General features: G+C 74.3%; 14 protein-coding genes. 3 read left to right on the forward strand and 11 right to left on the reverse strand.

The annotated features are described in order from the left end of the window. Positions 1 to 148 precede the first annotated feature (148 nt). The 3 genes from OHA81_RS27475 to OHA81_RS27485 all read left to right on the forward strand — a co-directional run bounded on the left by OHA81_RS27475 (position 149) and on the right by OHA81_RS27485 (position 3,643). Complete coding sequence (locus OHA81_RS27475; RefSeq protein WP_329200228.1) at positions 149 to 2,131, forward strand: amino acid transporter; 1,983 nt, start codon at positions 149 to 151, stop codon at positions 2,129 to 2,131. 130 nt (positions 2,132 to 2,261) lie between these two features. After that, positions 2,262 to 2,477: a hypothetical protein gene (locus tag OHA81_RS27480; protein ID WP_329200229.1), complete on the forward strand. Its 216-nt coding sequence runs from the start codon at positions 2,262 to 2,264 to the stop codon at positions 2,475 to 2,477. Positions 2,478 to 2,677: 200 nt separating this feature from the next. Continuing rightward, positions 2,678 to 3,643, forward strand: coding sequence for an NADP-dependent oxidoreductase (locus OHA81_RS27485; protein ID WP_329200230.1), 966 nt, complete (start codon positions 2,678 to 2,680; stop codon positions 3,641 to 3,643). A gap of 30 nt (positions 3,644 to 3,673) precedes the next feature. Here the strand turns inward: OHA81_RS27485 and OHA81_RS27490 are convergent, their stop codons facing one another. The 11 genes from OHA81_RS27490 to OHA81_RS27540 form a co-directional block, all read right to left on the reverse strand. Then, positions 3,674 to 3,991: a hypothetical protein gene (locus tag OHA81_RS27490; RefSeq protein ID WP_329200232.1), complete on the reverse strand. Its 318-nt coding sequence runs from the start codon at positions 3,989 to 3,991 to the stop codon at positions 3,674 to 3,676. Between the two features lie 96 nt (positions 3,992 to 4,087). Next, entirely contained in the window at positions 4,088 to 4,615 is a 528-nt protein-coding gene (locus OHA81_RS27495) for an SMI1/KNR4 family protein (RefSeq protein WP_329200233.1), read from the reverse strand. Between the two features lie 41 nt (positions 4,616 to 4,656). Beyond that, positions 4,657 to 5,382 (reverse strand): 4'-phosphopantetheinyl transferase family protein, encoded by a 726-nt coding sequence (locus OHA81_RS27500; RefSeq protein ID WP_329200235.1) that lies wholly within the window; start codon positions 5,380 to 5,382, stop codon positions 4,657 to 4,659. A 14-nt stretch (positions 5,383 to 5,396) separates the two neighbouring features. After that, the gene (locus OHA81_RS27505) at positions 5,397 to 6,605 is read right to left on the reverse strand and encodes an MFS transporter (RefSeq protein WP_329200237.1); all 1,209 of its coding nucleotides are present in this window, start codon (positions 6,603 to 6,605) and stop codon (positions 5,397 to 5,399) included. Between the two features lie 135 nt (positions 6,606 to 6,740). Continuing rightward, on the reverse strand, positions 6,741 to 7,055 hold the full coding sequence (locus OHA81_RS27510; protein WP_329200238.1) for a hypothetical protein: 315 nt from the start codon (positions 7,053 to 7,055) through the stop codon (positions 6,741 to 6,743). Then, positions 7,052 to 8,356, reverse strand: a complete 1,305-nt coding sequence (locus OHA81_RS27515) for a glutamate synthase-related protein (RefSeq protein WP_329200240.1) — start codon at positions 8,354 to 8,356, stop codon at positions 7,052 to 7,054. Before OHA81_RS27515 ends, OHA81_RS27510 begins: the two co-directional genes overlap by 4 nt. Beyond that, entirely contained in the window at positions 8,353 to 9,336 is a 984-nt protein-coding gene (locus OHA81_RS27520) for an asparagine synthetase A (RefSeq protein ID WP_329200242.1), read from the reverse strand. The genes OHA81_RS27515 and OHA81_RS27520 overlap by 4 nt, the downstream gene beginning before the upstream one ends. Before the next feature lie 68 nt (positions 9,337 to 9,404). Continuing rightward, positions 9,405 to 10,715, reverse strand: coding sequence for a methylaspartate mutase (locus OHA81_RS27525; protein WP_329200245.1), 1,311 nt, complete (start codon positions 10,713 to 10,715; stop codon positions 9,405 to 9,407). Continuing rightward, positions 10,712 to 11,140, reverse strand: a complete 429-nt coding sequence (locus tag OHA81_RS27530) for a cobalamin B12-binding domain-containing protein (RefSeq protein ID WP_329200246.1) — start codon at positions 11,138 to 11,140, stop codon at positions 10,712 to 10,714. Before OHA81_RS27530 ends, OHA81_RS27525 begins: the two co-directional genes overlap by 4 nt. Positions 11,141 to 11,284: 144 nt before the next feature. After that, a complete protein-coding gene (locus tag OHA81_RS27535) occupies positions 11,285 to 11,491 on the reverse strand; it encodes an MbtH family protein (RefSeq protein ID WP_329200248.1) in 207 nt (68 codons plus the stop codon). After that, positions 11,488 to 18,537: a non-ribosomal peptide synthetase gene (locus OHA81_RS27540; RefSeq protein ID WP_329200250.1), complete on the reverse strand. Its 7,050-nt coding sequence runs from the start codon at positions 18,535 to 18,537 to the stop codon at positions 11,488 to 11,490. The genes OHA81_RS27535 and OHA81_RS27540 overlap by 4 nt, the downstream gene beginning before the upstream one ends. Between the last annotated feature and the right edge of the window lie 39 nt (positions 18,538 to 18,576).

Here is an 18,576-nt window from a genome sequence, read left to right on the forward strand (position 1 = left end):
CGCGCGGACGGCCCGGCCCCGAGGGGGCGTCACGGCCCCCGGTCGGGGAGTCGCGGGCGGCAGGCCGCATACTCGGTGATCGTCGCCGCGGGTATGGCCGCGACGGCGGCCATGCCCGGCGCTCCGGGCCGGAAGGTTGATGGGGGACATGAAGGACACGAACGAACTGGCCGTGCCGGAAGCGGTGGACAGCCCTGCTCTGCGGTCACAGCCGAGCGGAGGCCTGGGGCGGTGGCTGCTGCGCCACCGGGTCCAGCCGGTCGGGCCGGCGGCCGGCGAGGGGCACAACGAGCCGCACGCCTGGTGGAAGGTGATGTGCCTGACCGGCGTCGACTACTTCTCCAGCCTGGCCTACGTGCCGGCGATCGCCGCGCTCGCGGCCGGCGCCGTCTCCCCGCTGGCCACGCTGGTGATCGTCGCGCTGACCCTCCTCGGCATGCTGCCGATGTACCGGCGGGTGACGCGCGAGAGCCCGCACGGCGCAGGCTCGGTGGCCATGCTGGAGGACCTGCTGCCCTTCTGGCGGGGCAAGCTGTTCGTCCTGGTCCTGCTGGGCTTCGTCGCGACCTCGTGGGTCATCACCATCACCCTGTCGGCGGCGGACGCCTCCGTGCACGTCGTCGAGAACCCGTTCTTCCCGCAGGCCCTGCACGGCCACGAGGTGGCCATCACGGTCGCCATGCTGCTGCTGCTCGGCGGCGTGTTCCTGCTCGGCTTCAGCGAAGCGGTCAGCGTGGCCATCCCGCTGGTCGCCGTCTTCCTGCTCCTCAACGCGGTGACCATCGGCGTCGGTGCGTTCGACGTGTTCACCACCCCCGGAGCCTGGTCCGCGTGGACGGACGCCCTCGTCGCGGGCGGAGGCGGCTTCGGGGACCTGGCCGGCCCGGCACTGCTGGCGTTCCCCCTGCTCGTCCTCGGCCTGTCCGGATTCGAGACCGGGGTGAGCATGATGCCGCTCGTCGCCGCCGAGGGCGCCGACCCGGCGGAGCGCCTGGAGTCCCGGATCCGCAACACCCGCAAGCTCCTGACCACCGCCGCGCTCGTGATGAGCGTCTACCTGCTGGCCGCGAGTTTCGTCACCACGGTCCTCATCCCGCACGCGGAGTTCGAGGCCGGCGGCGCGGCGAACGGCCGGGCGCTGGCCTGGCTCGCCCACGAACACGTCGGCGAGGCCTTCGGCACCGTCTACGACATCAGCACCATCTTGATCCTGTGGTTCGCGGGCGCCTCGGCCATGGCGGGCCTGATCAACATCGTGCCCCGCTACCTCCCCGACTACGGGATGGCCCCCGAATGGGGACGCGCGGTGCGGCCCGTGGTGCTCGTCTACACCGTCCTGTGCGTCGGCATCACCATCGCCTTCGACGCCGACGTCAACGCCCAGGCCGGTGCGTACGCCACCGGCATCCTCGCCATGATGGTCTCCGGCGCCTTCGCCGTCACCGTCTCGGCCCTGCGCCGCCGCCAACGCGCCACGACCGCGGGCTTCGCGGTCCTGACGGCGGTCCTGCTCTACGCGCTGGTCGCCAACATCGTCGACAAGCCCGACGGCATCACCATCTCGGGGACGTTCATCGCCGGCATCATCGTCGTGTCCCTGATCTCCCGCGTCTCGCGCACCACCGAACTGCGGGCCGACCGCATCGTCTTCGACGAAGCGGCACGCCGGTTCGTCACCGACACCCTCGCCCACGACAACGCCATCAACATCATCGCCAACCGCCGCGAGGCGGGGGACGGGGCGGAGTACGCCGGCAAGGAACACGAACAGCGCGGAACCAACCCGGTCCCCGGACCGGCCGACGTCATCTTCCTGGAGATCGACGTCGTGGACCCCTCCGATTTCAGCGAGACCCTCACCGTCCGCGGTGTCGACGTCGACGGCTACCGCATCCTGCGCGCCGAGGCGCCGGCCGCGCCGAACGCGATCGCGGCGATCCTCCTCGCCCTGCGCGACACCACAGGAGTCAGGCCGCACTGCTACTTCGCCTGGGCGGAGGGCAGCCCGCTGCGGCACATGTTCCGCTACTTCCTGCTCGGCCGGGGTGACACCGCCCCCGTCACCCGCGAGATCATCCGCAAGCACGAGCCGCGTCCGGAGCGGCGTCCGGGCATCCACGTCGGCGACTGAGGAACCGGCCGGGGACCGCCGGGTGCGCCCAGGGCCTCCGTGGCGCTTGCGCACGCCGCCGCGGGGGCATGTCCCTTACGTCCGGGGGCGGGAGGCCGATCCGCGGACGGGACGTGAGAGGAAGGGCATAGTGACCGATTTCAGCTCGCTGGAACCCGTGGCGACGTTCTGCGGCAAGTGTGACTGCGGCTGCCCGCAGTTGTTCGTCGACGAGTCCGCGCCCGCCGAGCGGCGCATCGTCATCACCGACGACTTCGGTCAGCGCGTGGAGATGAGCGCGGACCAGTTCGGCTCCCTGATCGAGGACGCGAAGGCGGGCAGGCTCGACGCCGCGGCCCTCGCCTGACGACCGTCACGGGCCGTGCCGCCCCGCCCGGGGCGGCACGGCTCCACGGAGGCGGCGCAACGAGGACGGAGGACGGTGACGGGGCCGGGCGGGTGACCCGGACGGCGTCGGACGGGTGCGTGCGCGCCCGGGGTGGAAGGGGTCTTGGCGCGGGCGGCCGGGCCGTCCGCCGTGGCGTCCCCACCCGGGAGGAACCCCTCATGTACGCATTCGCCGTCGAAGCCTTCGGTGAGCCGCCCGCCCTGCGGGAGCTGCCCGCTCCGGAGCCGGGCCCCGGCGAGGTGCTGATCAAGGTGCGGGCCGCTTCGGTCAACCCCATCGACTGGAAGATCGCCGCGGGGCAGCTCGCCCGCCCGGACGTCACCTTCACCTTCCCCCTGGTCCTCGGCTTCGACGTGGCCGGCCAGGTGACCGCCGCCGGTGAGGGCGCCCCGTTCCAGGTCGGCGCGGAGGTCTTCGGCATGCGCCGACCCGCGACCATCGCCGCGCACCCGTACGGCTCCTACGCCCCGTACATGACCGCTTCGCTGGAGAGCGCCGCGCTGGCGGAGCGCCCCGAGGAGCTGGACGCCCTCTCGGCGGCGGCGCTCCCCATGACCGGCGGGACCGCGCTCGCCCTCACCCGCTGGCTGGACCCCCGGGAGGGTGAATCCCTGCTCGTGGTCGGGGCGGCCGGCGGTGTCGGCTCCTACGTCGTGCAGCTGGCCGCGGCCCGTGGGGCGCGGGTGGTCGCGGTCGCCGCCGGCCAGGACCACGACTACGTCCGCGCCCTCGGCGCCGCCGAGGTGGTCGACTACCGCACCGCCGATGTCGCCGACGCCGTCCGCGCGGGTCACCCCGACGGTGTCGACGCCGCACTCGACCTGGTGGACGGCCGGGACCTCGTGGCCGGCCGGATCGCCCCGCTGCTGCGCGACGGCGGCCGGCTGGCCAGTACGCTCTTCGCCGCCCACCCCGACGCCCTGGCCGCCCGGGGCGTGCGCGCCGTCAACTTCAACTACGACGCCACCGTCTCGGACATGGAGGAACTCGCCCGGCTCGTGACCTCCGGCCGGCTCCGGGTCGCCGAGACGACCACGTATCCGTTCTCCGCCATGGGCGAGGTCTACGCCGACTCCACCGCCGGTCACGTACGGGGGAAGCTCACCGTCACCACCGAGGAGTGAGGCGGCGTCCGACCGCCGGTCGGACCGCCCTCACGCACGCCGCCAACGGGGGCGGCCGTCCGCGGCGGCGGGCTCCGGCGCCGGCTCGGGGCCGCGCAGGTGCAGGTCGCGGACCGTGGCCGCGGTCTCCCGCTGGAAGTGCTCCCAGGACACCAGCCGCAGCCACGTGGGATCCGGCCGGTTGGGCACGGTGGCCCCGCGCGCCGCCCACTCCCGGGCGAGTTCATCGAACAGCGGTGCGGACCCGGCGGCGTGGGAGGGCTGGCGGGGCACGAACAGGCTGCGGACGCCGTCGTCCGCAGCCCGGTGCCGTGCCGAGGTGGTGAGCGTGGAGTGCGTCGTCGTCATGCCTGCGAAAACGATTCACCGACCCACCGGACACGCCCGCCCCGGGATCGCCGGCCCGCCCCGGGATCGCGGGCCGCCCCGGGACCGCCGGCCCGCTCAGCGGCAGAGGTCCTCGATGTCCCGGACGTACGCCGGGAACTCGGCCCGCGCGCCGCGCACGATCTCACGGGCCGGGCGGCGCGGCGTGGTCGCGTGCCGCTCGGCGAGCGAGGTCAGGACCGGGTCCGGACGGCCCGAGGGATCGTCGTACTCCACCGCCTCCATCGGCCCGATGCCGTCCGCCAGGACCCACAGGAAGTCGGACAGGTCACCGGCCACGACACCGCAGGCCCCCTCCGACCCCATGAACACCACGGGCTGCTCGACGAGGGGGCGCCCGGACCGCACGCGCCACAGGGCGGCGAGCCCGCCCGTACCGTCCTGGCCGAAGACGCGGTACGCGCCGCCGTCCAGGGCGGGGTTGCCCGTCCAGCTCCGCAGCCAGTCGGTGGTGTCCTCGGCCGACGCGAAGGCGGCGTAGGGCTCGAACTCGATCCCGTTGCCCCCGTCGCGGTCGAACTCCGTCACCGCCACCTCGGCGAGGGCGGGCGGGAAACTGCGGTCGTCGGCGGTCGTCGTGGTCATCCGTGCAGGGTAACCAGTCGCTCCGACAGGGCCGGTGGCCGTCACGGGTCGCGCAGGGCCACCGCCGCGCAGTGGCCCTCCGGGACCAGGGCGTCGGTCAGGGTCCACCCCGGCAGGCGGGCGGGGACGGGGCCCGTGCCCACGTAGTCGGCCGCGGGGTTCTCCGACAGACCCACCCCGAGCCCCTTGAGGTAGGCCTCCTTGCGGGTCCACACCCGGGTGAAGGCGAGCGAGCGGTCGCCCGCCGGGAGGGCGGCCAGCTCGGCCGCCTCCCTGGGGTGCAGGACGTCGGCCGTCTCCGCGATCGACTGCGGCAGCACCAGCTCCTCCACGTCCACCCCGACCGGTGCGGTGGCGAAGGCCAGCAGGCTGATCCCCGTGCAGTGCGAGAGGGAGAAGTGCAGGGCCCCGCCCGGCAGCACCGGCCGTCCGTGCGGCTCGTCGCAGTGCGTGCAGGGCGCCCGCTCCACGATCACCTCCCGCGCCGGCATGCCCAGGTAGGCGCCGAGCAGCCGGCGCAGCGCCACGTGGGCGCAGACGTAGCTGTCGCGGTCCGCCGCCCGGACGAACTCGGCCGCGCGCGCCAGCTCCTGGGCGTCCAGGGTGCCGGGCGCGTGCCGGGCCGCGTGCACACGGTAGGCGGTGGTGTCCACGAGCCACAGCTGCGGACTCGCCGCCACCAGGACGGCCTCGGCCGGTCCCGGCCCGGGGCCCGACAGCGGGGTCGGTACGAGAAGTCGGGCAGTGCCCGGTTCCAGCGCACTCATCGCCGCCACCTCCCCTATGCGGCCGCGGGGACGGGGAGCTCCACCAGGGCGGGCTCCTCTTCCTTCGCGGGGTGCCGCAGCGCCAGGACGGCCGCGAGCGGCGAGACGAAAGCGATGGCTCCGCACAGCAGCCAGGTGGTCTGCACGCCGAGGGCCAGGGACAGCGAGCTGAACACGGCGATGGAGATCGGGGCGGTGCCGATCCCGGCGAGGGAGAGCGTCGACATCGCGGCGCCCATCCGCTCCTCGGGGGCCGACTGCTGGTACAGCGTGACGATGGCCGGCCCGTTCAGCCCGGACAGCAGACCGACCCCGGCGGCGACCGCGGTGAGGGAGACCACGGACGGCATCAGGGCCATCACCAGGATCCCGGCGGCCAGTCCCGCGCCGGTGACGACGAGCCGTACGAACATCGGGATCCGGTGTGCCATGGCCGCGCCGACCGCGCTGGAGCCGAGGGCGCCCACGCTGAACGCCGCCAGGACCACGCCCACCGCGCCGACCCCCCAGCCGCGTTCGGAGACCAGCAGCGGCAGCGCGACCTCGGCCGGCCAGCTGAACGCCATGTCCAGGCACAGCGCGGCCACGAACATCCAGCGCAGCCGGGGGTGGCGGGCCAGCAGCCGGAAACCGTCCCCGGAGCGCTTGACCAGGGAGATGCCGGGCTCGGGCGCGGGCCGGACGAAGCCGTGCGTGACGTGCAGCAGGCAGCCGAGCCAGATCGCACCGGTGACCGCCCCGACGAGCATCGCCAGCCACAGTTCCCCGACGGTGATCAGGAACGCGCCGGCCGGGGCCCCCAGGATCGGCGCGACCCGCAGCACCATGGAGTAGAGGGAGTTGGCCCGCGCCAGCTGGTCACCGCGGGCGAACATCGGCAGCAGCACCCCGGAGGCCGGACCGGCGAGGCCCAGCAGGATCCCCTCGACGAGGGCGATCACCACCAGGGGCCACAACTGGTGGGTGGTCGCGGTGACCACCGCCCCGGCGCCGAGCACCGCGACGCGGGCGGAGGTGGTCCTCAGCAGGACGAAGCGCGGGCCGAGGGTGTCGGCCACCGCCCCGCCGAAGATCAGCATCAGGGCCCGGGGGACGGTGGCGGCCAGGGTCAGCAAGGTGACCGCGCCGGTGCCGCCGAGCTGGACGGCGGTCCAGTTCATGGCGATGAGCAGGGCGAAGCTGCCGAGCTGGACGGCGGCCTGGCCACCGACCAGGGAGCTCACGCGGCCCCATTGGACCGTGGGTGCCGCGGCGGGCGTCTGTACGGGGGTTTTCATGGTGAACCTGTTCTGGGTGAGGGGCGGGTGAGCGGTAGGGGACTGCGGTACGGGACGACGTGCGGGGGGCGGGGGCCCGGGTCAGCGGGCGCGCCGCAGGGCGGCGGCCACGGCGCCTTCCGCCGCCCTGGCCAGGTCCGCCGCGCGGGCCCCGGCAGGGCCGCGCAGGGCGAGGTGGCCGCCCAGGTGGCCGAGCCCGGCCCGGGCCAGCGCCCGCGAAGCGGCGGCGGCGCCGGCGGCGCAGGCGGGTGCGGCCGTGACCCCGGGGAATTCGGAGAGCCGGAACCGCGCCCGCACCGGGCGCGGCCGCCGCCCGTACGGCCGGCTCCCGCCCGCCCCCCGGCGGCAGGCCCGCAACCGCCCGGGCCGACGGGCGGACACGGGACGGGCCGTCACGACCGCTCCCCGGCCGGCACGGACCGCGGCGTTTCCCGTCCAGGGGCGTCCGGTCCCGCGGTGCCCGGTGACCACAGGTCCTCCGGGCCCAGGTCGGCGACCCGGTACTTGCCGACGGCGCTCACCAGCAGCCGGGTCTCCAGCGCCAGCGCCCGCGCCAGCCGCACCAGTCCTTCCCGCGGGTCCTCGTCCACCGCGAGCAGCGCCGCCCGGCCCAGGCCCACGGCCGTCGCCCCGAGCGCGAGCGCCCGCACCGCCCGGCCGCCTTCCCAGATCCGGCCCGTGGCGAGCAGGTCCCCGGCCGGGGGGCCGATCCGGCGCAGGCATTCCCCGAGCGGCAGGCCGACCTGGTCGAGGAAGACCCTGGGGGCCCAGCCGGTGCCGCCCTCGGCGCCGTCCACCGTCACCGCGTCGGCGCCCGCCGCCCAGGCGGTGGCCGCGGCCCGCCCGATGTCCCGGCCGGGATGGAACTTCACCCAGGTCCGGGCCAGCGGGAAGTTGTTCCGCATGAACCGCAGCTGCTGGCGGACGATCTCCTCGGTGAAGGTCCCCGGGGTCGCGCACCGCAGCAGCCGCCCGCGCTCGCCCAGCAGGTCCCGTACCGTGAACTGCCCGGCCAGCCGCTCGCCTTCGCCGGCGCCGACCACCGTCATCCCGCCGAGGCCCGGCTTCGCGCCCTGGCCCACCTTCAGTTCGAAGCCGAGGCGGCCGGAATCCCGCAGCGCCCGCGTGCCGGGGTCACTGTAGAGGAGGTTCCACACCTCCGAGTCGGCGTCCTCGGTGGACTGCTGCACCACCACGCCGCCGACGCCGTCCGCGACGCTCTGTGCGTAGGCCGAGATCCGCTCCAGCAGCGCCGAGCGCATGCCGTCGCCGCCGCGGGAGTACCCGTGCACCGGCACCATGTTCTCGCCGATCACCATCGGTATGCCGAGCTGCGCCGCCTGCCGGCCCGCCGCCACCCCGAGGTCTCCGCTGCCCGCCCGGGTGGATCCGAACGCCGACAGGTAGAGCGGCAGTTCGGCGGTGAAACCACCGACGGTCGTGCGCAGGTCCACGTCCTCGTACGAGGGCTCCCGTCCCAGTTCGATCAGTTTCTCCAGCCGCCGCGGCATGAACACCGGCGGTACGAGACGCAGTTCGTCGAGCGGGTCCAGCGGGTCCGGTGCTCCCTGCGCGGTGGCTCCGTACAGCTGCGTGCCGTAGGAGTCCGCGGCCGGGAACACCTCGGCCGTGCCCGCCCGGGCCCGGGCCCGTACCGCCTGCTCGGGGAAGCCCGCCGCGCCCAGTGCCCCGCTCACGGCGCGATCACCCCCGGCAGCTTCGGGTAGGCGCTGACCTGCCACAGGGCGTCGAGCCCGGTCAGGAAGCGGACCAGGCGCTGCAGGCCCATGCCGAAGCCGGCGCTGGCCTCGATGCCCTCGCGGGCGAGTTCCAGGTACCAGGCGTACTTCGCCGGGTTCTCCCCGCTCTCCCGCATCCGCGTGACGATCGCCGCGTAGTCGGACTCCCGCTCGCTGCCGCTGACCAGTTCGCCGTATCCGCCGTGCGCGATCAGGTCGAAGTTGCGCAGCACGCCCGGACGTTCGGGGTCCTCGCGGTCGTAGAAGCCGCGTGAGCCCTTGGGGTAGTCGTTGATGAAGAACGGCCGGTCGGCCTCCAGGGAGAGCACCTTCTCGCCCGCCCAGTCGATCTCCGCGTCAGGACTCTGCGGGTGGCCGCGGCCGAGCAGGCGGGTCACCGCCTCCTCGTGGGTGCAGGAGTCGAACTTGCCCTGCCGGAGCTCGGCGAAGTCCAGCTCCTCGCGGCCCAGTGCGCGCAGCACGTCCGGTACCGCCGTCCACACGTGGTCCACCACGTGCGTCAGCAGCCCGGCGGCGATCTCCTGGACCTGGTGGCGCGTGGCGCCGGCCATCTCCACGTCGATCTGGTGGAACTCCACCAGGTGCCGGCCGGTGGCGGCCGTCTCCGGCGGCTCCACGCGGACGTTCGGTGCGATGTAGAACAGGCGCGGGAACCCGCCCAGCGAAGCCTGCTTGTAGAGGATCGCGCTGGTCATCAGCTTGTACGGCTCGCCGTAGTAGTCGACGTCCAGGGCCTTGGCGCCCCGGCCGCCGGGGTCGGTGACCGGACCGACCAGCGGCGGCAGCAGTTCCACGAAGCCCGCGCCGCGCAGGAACTCGCGCGCCGCGTACATCGCTTCCTGCTGCACCAGCATCGCGGAGCGCAGCCGTGGCGAGCGCAGGTGCTCACCGAGCGGGGGAGGGGTCTGGATGTCCATGTCGACTCCTGTCGAAATCGGGTGCGTGGGGATGTCGGGGGGCGGGAAGGGGCCTTGCGCGGGCCGGTTCACGCGGCTGCCCCGCCCTCGTCGTAGCGCCGGGCCAGGCCGTGGAGGGCCGCGAGCAGCCCGTCCGAGGTCATCGGTGTGCGGCCGCCGGTCCCGCGGTACGGTGCGACCGGCATCGCGCCGACCTCCGACCACCGCAGCCGCCCGTCGGGGCCGACGAAGCTGCGCGAGCGGCCCGCGTTGTCCGGGTGCAGGCAGTACGGGACGTCCAGCACGCCGCGCGCGAAGGCGGTCCGCAGCGACCGCCCGAGGTCCTCGCCGCACTCCAGCACGGCCTCCACGAAGGCCCGTGCCTCGCGGTAGACCTCGCTGTCCGCCGGGTCCCCGGTCCGGGCCGGCCGCTCGGTCAGCGCGGCGGTCGCCGCCGCCGTCTCCAGCGCCCGTACGTTCTCCTGCACGGTCGGGATCCGGTGCGCCTCCGCGGCGGTCTTCACGATCAGGCGCTGGGCCCCCGCGCGCACGGCCAGCCGGGCGGAGGCCTCCAGCAGCCGGGTGGCACCGCGGGCGGTGTACGGGAACACCCCCATGTACGAGTACAGGACCACGTGCCGGTCCACCGCGGGCGGCAGGAACTCCTCGGCCAGCCGGCCGAGGGCGCGCACCGCCTCGGTGTCCTGGGCGGGGTCGGTCTGCTGCGCGTAGCTGAGGGAGACCGACCGGATGCCGTGCTGCGCGAAGAACATCCCCTCCAGCAGGCTGAGCGCCACCAGCAGCCCGGGCGGGCAGAGCTGCCCGAGCATGCAGCCGCCGAAACTCTCCAGGTGCGGCGTCCGCGGGGCCGGGGCCAGTGCGGCGAGCAGTTCGCAGCAGCGGGCCCAGTTGTCCACGGACTCGGCGAGCGGGGTCCGGCCGTAGGGCAGGCAGTAGGAGACCGGGCCGCCCTCGGTGGCGTCCAGCCCGGCGGCGGCGAGCGCGCGGACGATGGCCTCGGGGCGTGAGGAGCCGTGCCGGACCTGGACGGGGAACGCGGCGTCCAGGACCCCGTCGAGCAGGGACCGGGTCTGCGCGGTGGGGTGGGTGGCGATCGGGTAGCCGTTGAGCGGTGTGCCCTCGGCCAGGGCGGCGCGGGCGGCGGCGTGTGCGCCGACCCGGGTGTAGCTGTCGATGGTGAGGGTGCCGACGGTGGTGGCGACGGCCGACTTGGTCCGCTCCAGCCCGTCCCGCATCCGGCGCGGATCACTGAAACCCATCCGGGGCTGGACGACGAGCTGCCCGGCGGCGGCGCAGGCGCCGACGAAGGCGCCGAAGCCCGCGGCGCCGGCGGGCGAGGGGGCGGCCACGTGCGGTGCGGCGAGCGTGGCGGCGGTCATGCGACGGCCCGTACGTGCGCTTGCGGTACGGCGCCCAGATAGCCGCGCAGCCGCCCCACGTCGCCGTCGTCGAAGACGGCGTCGAAGCCCGCGTCGAGGAGCCGGGCCCGCTGCCGAGGGTCGGCCACGCCGGCCACGCCGAGCTTTCCGCCGATGACGACGGGCACCGTCAGTCCGCGGGCCCGCAGGGCCCGGACGGCGCCGAGCCCGTCCCGGTAGCCGTGCCCGTTGACGCTGCTGACCACGACGAGGTCCGGGTCACGGTCCGCGCAGACGCCGGCCAGCAGGTCGTCCGGTACGCAGGGCCCCAGGTTGTGGACCCGGTGCCCGAGCTCCTCCAGGAAGAGCTGGAGGTAGACGAGATTCCAGGTATGGGAATCGGACGCCGTACCCGTCAGCAGGATGTTCACATTCCGTCGTCGCATACCGAGAAATATAGAAAGCGCCCGACCGGTGGAGGGGAAGTTCCTGCGGCAGTATGGAGGAATTCCGGGCGAATTCCGGACGCGGGCACGCGAGAAGCCGCGCCCCGCGGTGCGGGACACGGCTCCTCGATTACCCAAAGCTGTCTAGGCGTACTGCGCGAGAAGGCTCTTCGGGCGGATGTCCGGCCAGTTCTCCTCCACGTACGCGAGCGCGTCCGCCCGCGTCCCCTCGCCCCACACCACGTCCCAGCCTGCGGGAACGTCGGCGAAGACCGGCCACAGGGCGTGCTGGCCCTCGGCGTTGACCACGACGTTGAAGGTGCCCTCGTTGTCGTCGAACGGGTTGGTCATGACAGACTCCTCAATTTCTCGGAAAGGATACGGCCGATCAAAGCGAGCGGTTCCGGTTCACCCATTCTGGTGTGCGGAACCCCGATGACGTGATTCTCCACGCAGCCCTCGATGTAGGGAATCCAGTGCTGCGCGAGGGTGTTTTCCGTTTCCCCGTCCTCGATGGCCGCCAGGAAGAGCAGGTCCGTGGCGGCCGGGCGCGGGGCGTACAGGTTCATGATTTCGGCGTGGTTGATGGAGGCGCCGATCACGGAGCGGATCTCCGCGTCGGAGAAGGCGCCGAGCACCGGGTCCTTCAACCGGACCAGGCCGATCAGCGCGTCGACGTCGAACGGTGCGTCCGCCGGCTCGTGCGTGGCGTCGCCGACGAGCATGTCCCGCTTCTGCGCGGGCGTCATCCGGCGCCGCACCGGTTCGGTGGGCAGCAGGTGGACGTCCATCATGGCCAGCAGGTCGGTGCGTTCGCCCAGCTCCGCGAGGCGGACGGCGAGCGCGTGCGCGACGGTTCCGCCGAAGGACCAGCCGAGGAAGCGGTACGGGCCGTGCGGCTGGACCTCCCGGATCAGCGGCAGGTAGTCCTCGACCATCTCCTCCACCGACTCGGGGGAGTGGCCCAGCTCACTCAGCGCCCGCGCCTGGATCGCGTACAGCGGCTGGTCGGGGCCCAGGTGTTGGGTGAGCCCGGCGTAGGGCCAGCCGACGCCGGTACCGGGGTGGATGCAGAACAGGGGGGCCCGCGAGCCACGGGTGGTGAGGGGCAGCAGCACCCCCATCGGGTCGAAGCCGGTGGGCTCGTCGCCCAGCAGCCCGGCCACGGTCGGGGTGCGGAACAGGTCGCGGACCCCTCGCTCCAGTCCCAGCACGGTCCGCATCCGGCTGACCAGACGCACTCCGAGCAGCGAATGCCCGCCCAGGCCGAAGAAGTTGTCGTCGATGCCGACGTCCTCGACGCCCAGGACCTCGGCGAACAGTCCGCACAGGACCTCCTCGCGCGGGGTGCGCGGGGCCCGGCCGCCGGGCCGCGCGGCCGGGGCGGGCGCGGGCAGGGCCTTGCGGTCGGGTTTGCCGTTGACGGTCAGCGGGATGGCGTCGAGCAGGACGGCCGCCGACGGCACCATGTGCTCGGGGAGTTCCTCCGCCGCCCAGCGCAGCAGCCCGTCCTCGGTGAGGGTGTGACCGGCGCGCGGAACCGCGTAGGCCACGAGCCGTTTGCCGCCGGGCCCCTCCTCGAAGACGACCACGGCGACCTGCCCGATCCCCGGGTGCCGGGCCAGGGTCTCCTCGATCTCGCCGGGTTCGATCCGGAAGCCGCGCAGCTTGATCTGGCCGTCGGCCCGCCCGATGAAGCGCAGTTCACCGTCCGCCGTCCAGTGCACCAGGTCTCCGGTGCGGTACATCCGGCCGCCGTCGGCGCCGAAGGGGTCGGCGACGAACCGTTCCGCCGTCAGCCCCGGCCGGCCGATGTAGCCGCGGGCCACCTGGGTCCCGGCGATGTACATCTCGCCGGCGACCCCGGGCGGCACGGGCCGCAGCCGCTCGTCCAGGACGTGGACGCGGGTGTTGTCGAGCGCCGACCCGAGGTACACCCCGTGCAGGGTGCGCCGCGCGAGGGGGAAGCGCTGCTGGTGGGAGGCGAAGGTCGTCTCCGTCGGACCGTAGGAGTGCACGAGCACGGTCTCGGGGCAGTGGGTCAGCACCCGCTGGAGGGCGCTGGGAGAGGCCACGTCACCGCCCGTCCAGACCTCGCGCAGGAGCTTGAGGGTGTCCAGGCCCTCGTCGGCCATGATGTGGAACAGGCCCATCGTGAAGTAGGCGGCCGTGACGTCGTGGGTGCGGATGGCGTGGTCGAGTTCGGCGACGTCGGTACCGTCGCCGGGGGCGATGACGAGCTGCCCGCCGCCCAGCAGCGGCACCCACAGCTCGTAGGTGGAGGCGTCGAACCCGATCGCCGAATGGACCAGCATCCGCCGGTGGTTGGCGAGGTTCCAGCACCGGTCGGTGACGAGCTCGACCACGTTGCGGTGGGTGACACCGACGCCCTTTGGCCGGCCGGTGGAGCCGGAGGTGAACATCACGTACATCAGGGCGTCCTCACCGACCGCGATCCCCGGATCGGTGGTGTCCCCCTCGGGGACGAAGGTGTCGACGGCCAGGGCCCGCACGCCGGCGGCGCGTTCCTGCTCCACCGCCGACCCGCCCAGGTGCACCTCCTGCGTCAGCAGCACCGTCGCCGCCACGTCCTGGCTGATCATGCGGACGCGCGCGTCGGGCAGCCGTGGGTCCAGCGGTACGTAAGCGGCTCCGCACTTGAGCACCGCCAGCGCCGCCACCAGCAGGTGCGGCGTGCGGTCCATCAGGACGGTGACCGCCCCGTCCCGCGCCACGCCCTCCCCGATCAGCCGGTGGGCCAGCGCGTTGGCGCGGGAGTCCAGCTCGGCGAAGGTGAGGGTCTCCTCCCCGTACGAGAGCGCGATCCGGTCGGGGGTCCGCCGGGCCTGCGCCGCGAACCGCTCGTGCACCAGCCCGCACGGTGCCTGAGGGGTCGCCGTGTCGTTGTACTCGGTGACCAGCCGGAACTCCTCCTCGGCGCTCATGAGCGGTATCTCACCGATCCGCTGCCCGGGTTCCTCGGCCACCGCCCGCAGGATGCGGGCCAGATGGGTCGCCAGCAGCGCCGCGGTGTCCGCGTCGTAGAGGTCCGTCGCGTACTCCAGTACGCCGGCCAGACCACCCGGAGCCCCGCCGGCGTCCCGGACCTCCCACAGGGACACCGTCAGGTCGAACTTGGTGAACCCGGAGGCGGTGCCCAGCGCGGTCCCGGCCAGCGCGGCCCCGGGCGGGGTCTGCGGCTCGGCCGGATGGACCTGGACGATCGCCTGCACGAGCGGGTGGTGGGCGGTGGAGCGCACCGGGTTCAGCCGCTCCACCACGAGGTCGAAGGGCACGTCCTGGTGGGCGTAGGCCGCGAGGTCGGTGTCCTTGACCCGGCCCAGCAGCTCCGAGAAACGCGGGTCGCCGGAGGTGTCGCAGCGCAGGACCAGGGTGTTGACGAAGAAGCCGACGAGATCGCTGAGCGCCTCGTCGTCCCGGCCGGCGGTCACCGTGCCCAGCGGCAGGTCGGTGCCCGCCCCGTGCCGGGTCAGCAGGGCCGCGAAGGCCGCCTGGACCACCGTGAACAGCGTCGTGCCGTGCTCCAGGGCGAGCTGCTCCAGCCGTGCGTGCGTCGCGGCGTCCAGATCGAGGGGGGTCGCCGCGCCGCGGTGCGAGGCGTCGGCCGGCCGGGTACGGGAGGAGGTCAGCTCCAGTACCGGCGGCGCGTCGCCGAGGGTCTGCTGCCAGTAGGCCAGGTGCCCGGCAGCGGCCTCCCCGTCGAGCGCGGCCCGCTCCCACAGGGTGTAGTCGGCGTACTGCACGGGCAGCGGCTGCCAGGCGGGGGCCGCCCCGGCCAGCCGGGCCTCGTAGGCGGCCGCCAGGTCGGCCAGCAGGGGACCGGTGGACCAGCCGTCGGCCGCGATGTGGTGGACGAGCAGCACCAGCACCTGAGTGGACTCCGCGCTGATCAGCGTGGCCCGGAGGGGGAGTTCGGCGGCGAGGTCGAAGACGTGGCCGGCGGCGGCGTCCACGGCGGCGTCGAGCCCGTCCGGCCCGGTGGCGACCAGGTCCAGTACGGGCCGGCCCGGTTCCACGATCCGCTGGTACGGCTGACCGTCCACGGCCGGATAGACGGTGCGCAGCACCTCGTGCCGTCCGGCGACATCGGCGAGGGCCTCGGCCAGCACCGCCGGATCCGGCGCTCCCTCCAGCCGCAGCGCGAACGGGATGGTGTAGGAGCGGCTCGGCCCCTCCAGCTGGTCCACGAACCACAGCCGGCGCTGCGCGTACGACAGCGGGAGCAGCTCGGGCCGTTCCTGCGGCGGTACGGGGACCAGCGCGGGCCGCCCGGCGGGCGCGGCCTCCCGCAACAGGCGCACCGCCAGCTCGGCGGGGGTCGGGGCGAGGAAGAGGTCACGGATGCGGGCCTCGACGCCGAGCGTGGCCCGGATCCGGTTGACCAGGCGCACGCCCATCATGGAGTGCCCGCCCACGGAGAAGAAGTTCTCGTCGGGAGCGACCCGGCCCAGGCCGATCACCTCCGCGAACAGCGTGCAGAGCACCTCCGTCACGGCGGGGTCCCCGGCCGTGGCCGCGGGCGCCGGCTCCAGGGCGCGGGCCCGTGCGAGCCGCTCCCGGCGCTCCGCCAGGGCCGCGGCCTCCTCCTCGGTGAGCAGCGGGGGCGCGGCGTCACCGGTCGGGCCGTGGGGGTCGTCCGCCGCCCGGGACAGGGCCCGCAGGAACACGTCCAGCAGCAGCTGCGCCGTCGGGGCGTCGAAGAGGTCCGCGGCGTACTGCCACCACACCTCCAGGCCGCCGTCCGGGAGCTCCACGCACGAGGCGCTGAGGTCGAACTTGGCCGCCTCCAGACCCGGTTCGACGAAGCGGCCGGTCAGGCCCCCGCCGAGGTCCAGGGCCGTGTCACCCTCCTCCTGTACGGTCAGCATCACCTGGAAGAACGGGTTCACGGCCAGGCCGCGCTCCGGGTTGAGGTGCTCCACCAGCAGGTCGAAGGGGAGTTCCTGGTGGGCGTAGGCCGCGAGGTCCGCCTCGCGCGCCCGGTCCACGAGCTCCGCGTAGCAGGCGCCGCCGGCGACGTCGGTGCGCAGGACGAGGGTGTTGACGAAGAAGCCGACCAGATCGGAGAGGGCCTCGTCGCCCCGGCCGGCCACCGGGGTGCCGACGGCGATGTCCGTACCGGCCCCTGCGGCGGCCAGGGTCAGGGCGAGCGCCGGCTGGAGGGCCATCAGCATGCTGGCCCCGCGGTCCTCGGCGAGCGCCGCCAGCCGCCGGTGCGCGCCGGCGTCCAGCCGGGCGGTCAGGGTGGCGCCCTCTCCGGTCGGCTCGGCGGGCCGGGGCCGGTCGGCGGGCAGGTCCAGGACGGCCGGCATCCCGTCGAGGGCGTCCCGCCAGTGGGCCAGCAACGGCGCCGGGTCCGCCAGGAGTTCCTGCTGCCACAAGGTGTAGTCGGCGTACTGCACCGGCAGCGGCTCCCACCGGGGTGTGCCGCCGCCCAGCCGGGCCTGGTAGGCCTGCCCGAGGTCGCGCAGCAGCGGCGGGACCGACCATCCGTCGGTGGCGATGTGGTGGGTCAGCAGTGCCAGGGTCGCCGAGCCGTCCCCGGGCAGGAAGAGCCGGGCCCGCAGCGGGAGGTGGGCGCCGAGGTCGAAGGTGCCGGCGGTGAAGCGGGCGACCAGGGGGGCCAGTTCCTCCGGCGTGCAGTCCCGAACCGTCAGCGGCACCTCGGGCGCCGCCAGGACGTGCTGGTAGGGCTCGCCGTCCACGGCCGGGTACACGGTGCGCAGCACCTCGTGCCGCTCCACGACATCGGCGAGGGCCGCGGCCAGTGCCCGTCGGTCGGGGACGGCGTCCAGCCGCAGGACGAGCGGCAGGTTGTAGGTGGCCGACGGCCCCTCCAGACCGGCCAGGAACCACAGGCGGCGCTGGGCGAAGGAGAGCGGCACCCGGTCTTCGGCGGGCAGGACCACGCCGTCGAAGACGCGGTCGGCGGCGCCGTCGTCCACCGGTGCCCTGAGCAGCTTGCGGTCTATTTTCCCGGAGGAGGTCCGGGGCAGCGCGTCGACCAGGTGCACGGCGCTCGGCACGGCCGCCGCCGGGAGCGCGGCCCGTACGCGGGAGCGCAGCGCGGCGGCGCCCACCCCGGCGTCGGCGACCACGAACGCCACGAGCCGCTTCACGCCGTCGGGCGTTTCCCGGGGGACGACGGCCGCCTCGCGCACGCCGGGGTGGCCGGTGAGGACCGACTCCACGGACGCCGGGTCCACCCGGTGCCCGTTGATCTTCACCTCGTCGTCGGCGCGGCCCTGGAACCCGAGCTGCCCGTCCTCCTCGCGCACGTGGACCAGGTCACCGGTCCGGTAGGCCCGCTGCCCCTCCAGCGCGGCGAAGCGGGTGGCGGTCAACTCGGGCCTGCCCAGGTAGCCGCTCGCCAACCCGCCGCCCAGCAGCCACAGTTCGCCGTCGACCACCGCCGTCCGGACCCCGGGAAGGGGCAGGCCGATCGGTACCGGTCCACCCGGGTGCCGGGACAGGTCGGCCACGGTGGCCACCACGGTCGCCTCGGTGGGGCCGTAGGTGTTCAGCAGCCGCACCCGGTCCGGGTCCACCGCCCGGCACCACTGGGCGACCCGCTCGGGCAGCGCGGCCTCCCCGCCGATGACCACCGTCCGCAGCGTCGGCGGGAGTTCGGCGACGCCCGTGGCGAGGGCGTGGGCCAGCTCGTGCCAGTAGGCGGTGGGAAGGTCGAGGACGGTGATGCCGTGCGCCACGCAGCCGGCCAGCAGTCCGGGGACGTCGAGCATGTCCTCGTCGCGCAGGACGAGCGTGCCGCCGGCGCCGAGGGTCAAGAAGACCTCCTCGACGCTCGCGTCGAAGTGCAGCGGCGCGAACTGCAGGACCCGGTCCCCGGCGGTGATGCCGTACCGGGCGGTGGCCCCGGCGACGAAGTGGGCCAGCGCCTCCCGGCCGACCACGACGCCGTTGGGAGTGCCCGTGGAGCCCGAGGTGTAGATCACGTAGGCGGCGTCCCGGCAGACCCCCGGCCCGGGCAGCACCGACTCGCCCTCGGTCAGCGGTACGTCGGCTCCGGCGCAGTCGGCGAGGATCGAGGCGTTGCGCGCGGCCGGCGCTCCCGGGTCCAGGGGCAGGTACGCGGCCCCGGTCCGCAGGGCTGCCAGCAGCCCCACCACGGCGTCGGCGCCCCGGGGCCGGTGCACGGCCACCAGCCGCCCCGGGCCCGCGCCCGCCCCCGCCAGTTCGTCTGCGCGGAAGGCCACCGCGAGGGCGAGCTGCCCGTAGGTCAGCCGGCGCTCGCCGTCCACCAGCGCGACGCGCTCGGCGTCCTGGGCGGCGATCCGGTCGAGCACACCGGGTGCGGGGGTGATCGCCGGCCCGCCGTCCAGGACGGCGGAGGCGGTGGGGGCGGTCGAGGGCATCGCGGGGCCTCCAGGCGAGGGGAAGGGTGCGGAGAGGAC

The sequence above is a fragment of the Streptomyces sp. NBC_00667 genome (assembly GCF_036226825.1).
GTDB lineage: Bacteria > Actinomycetota > Actinomycetes > Streptomycetales > Streptomycetaceae > Streptomyces.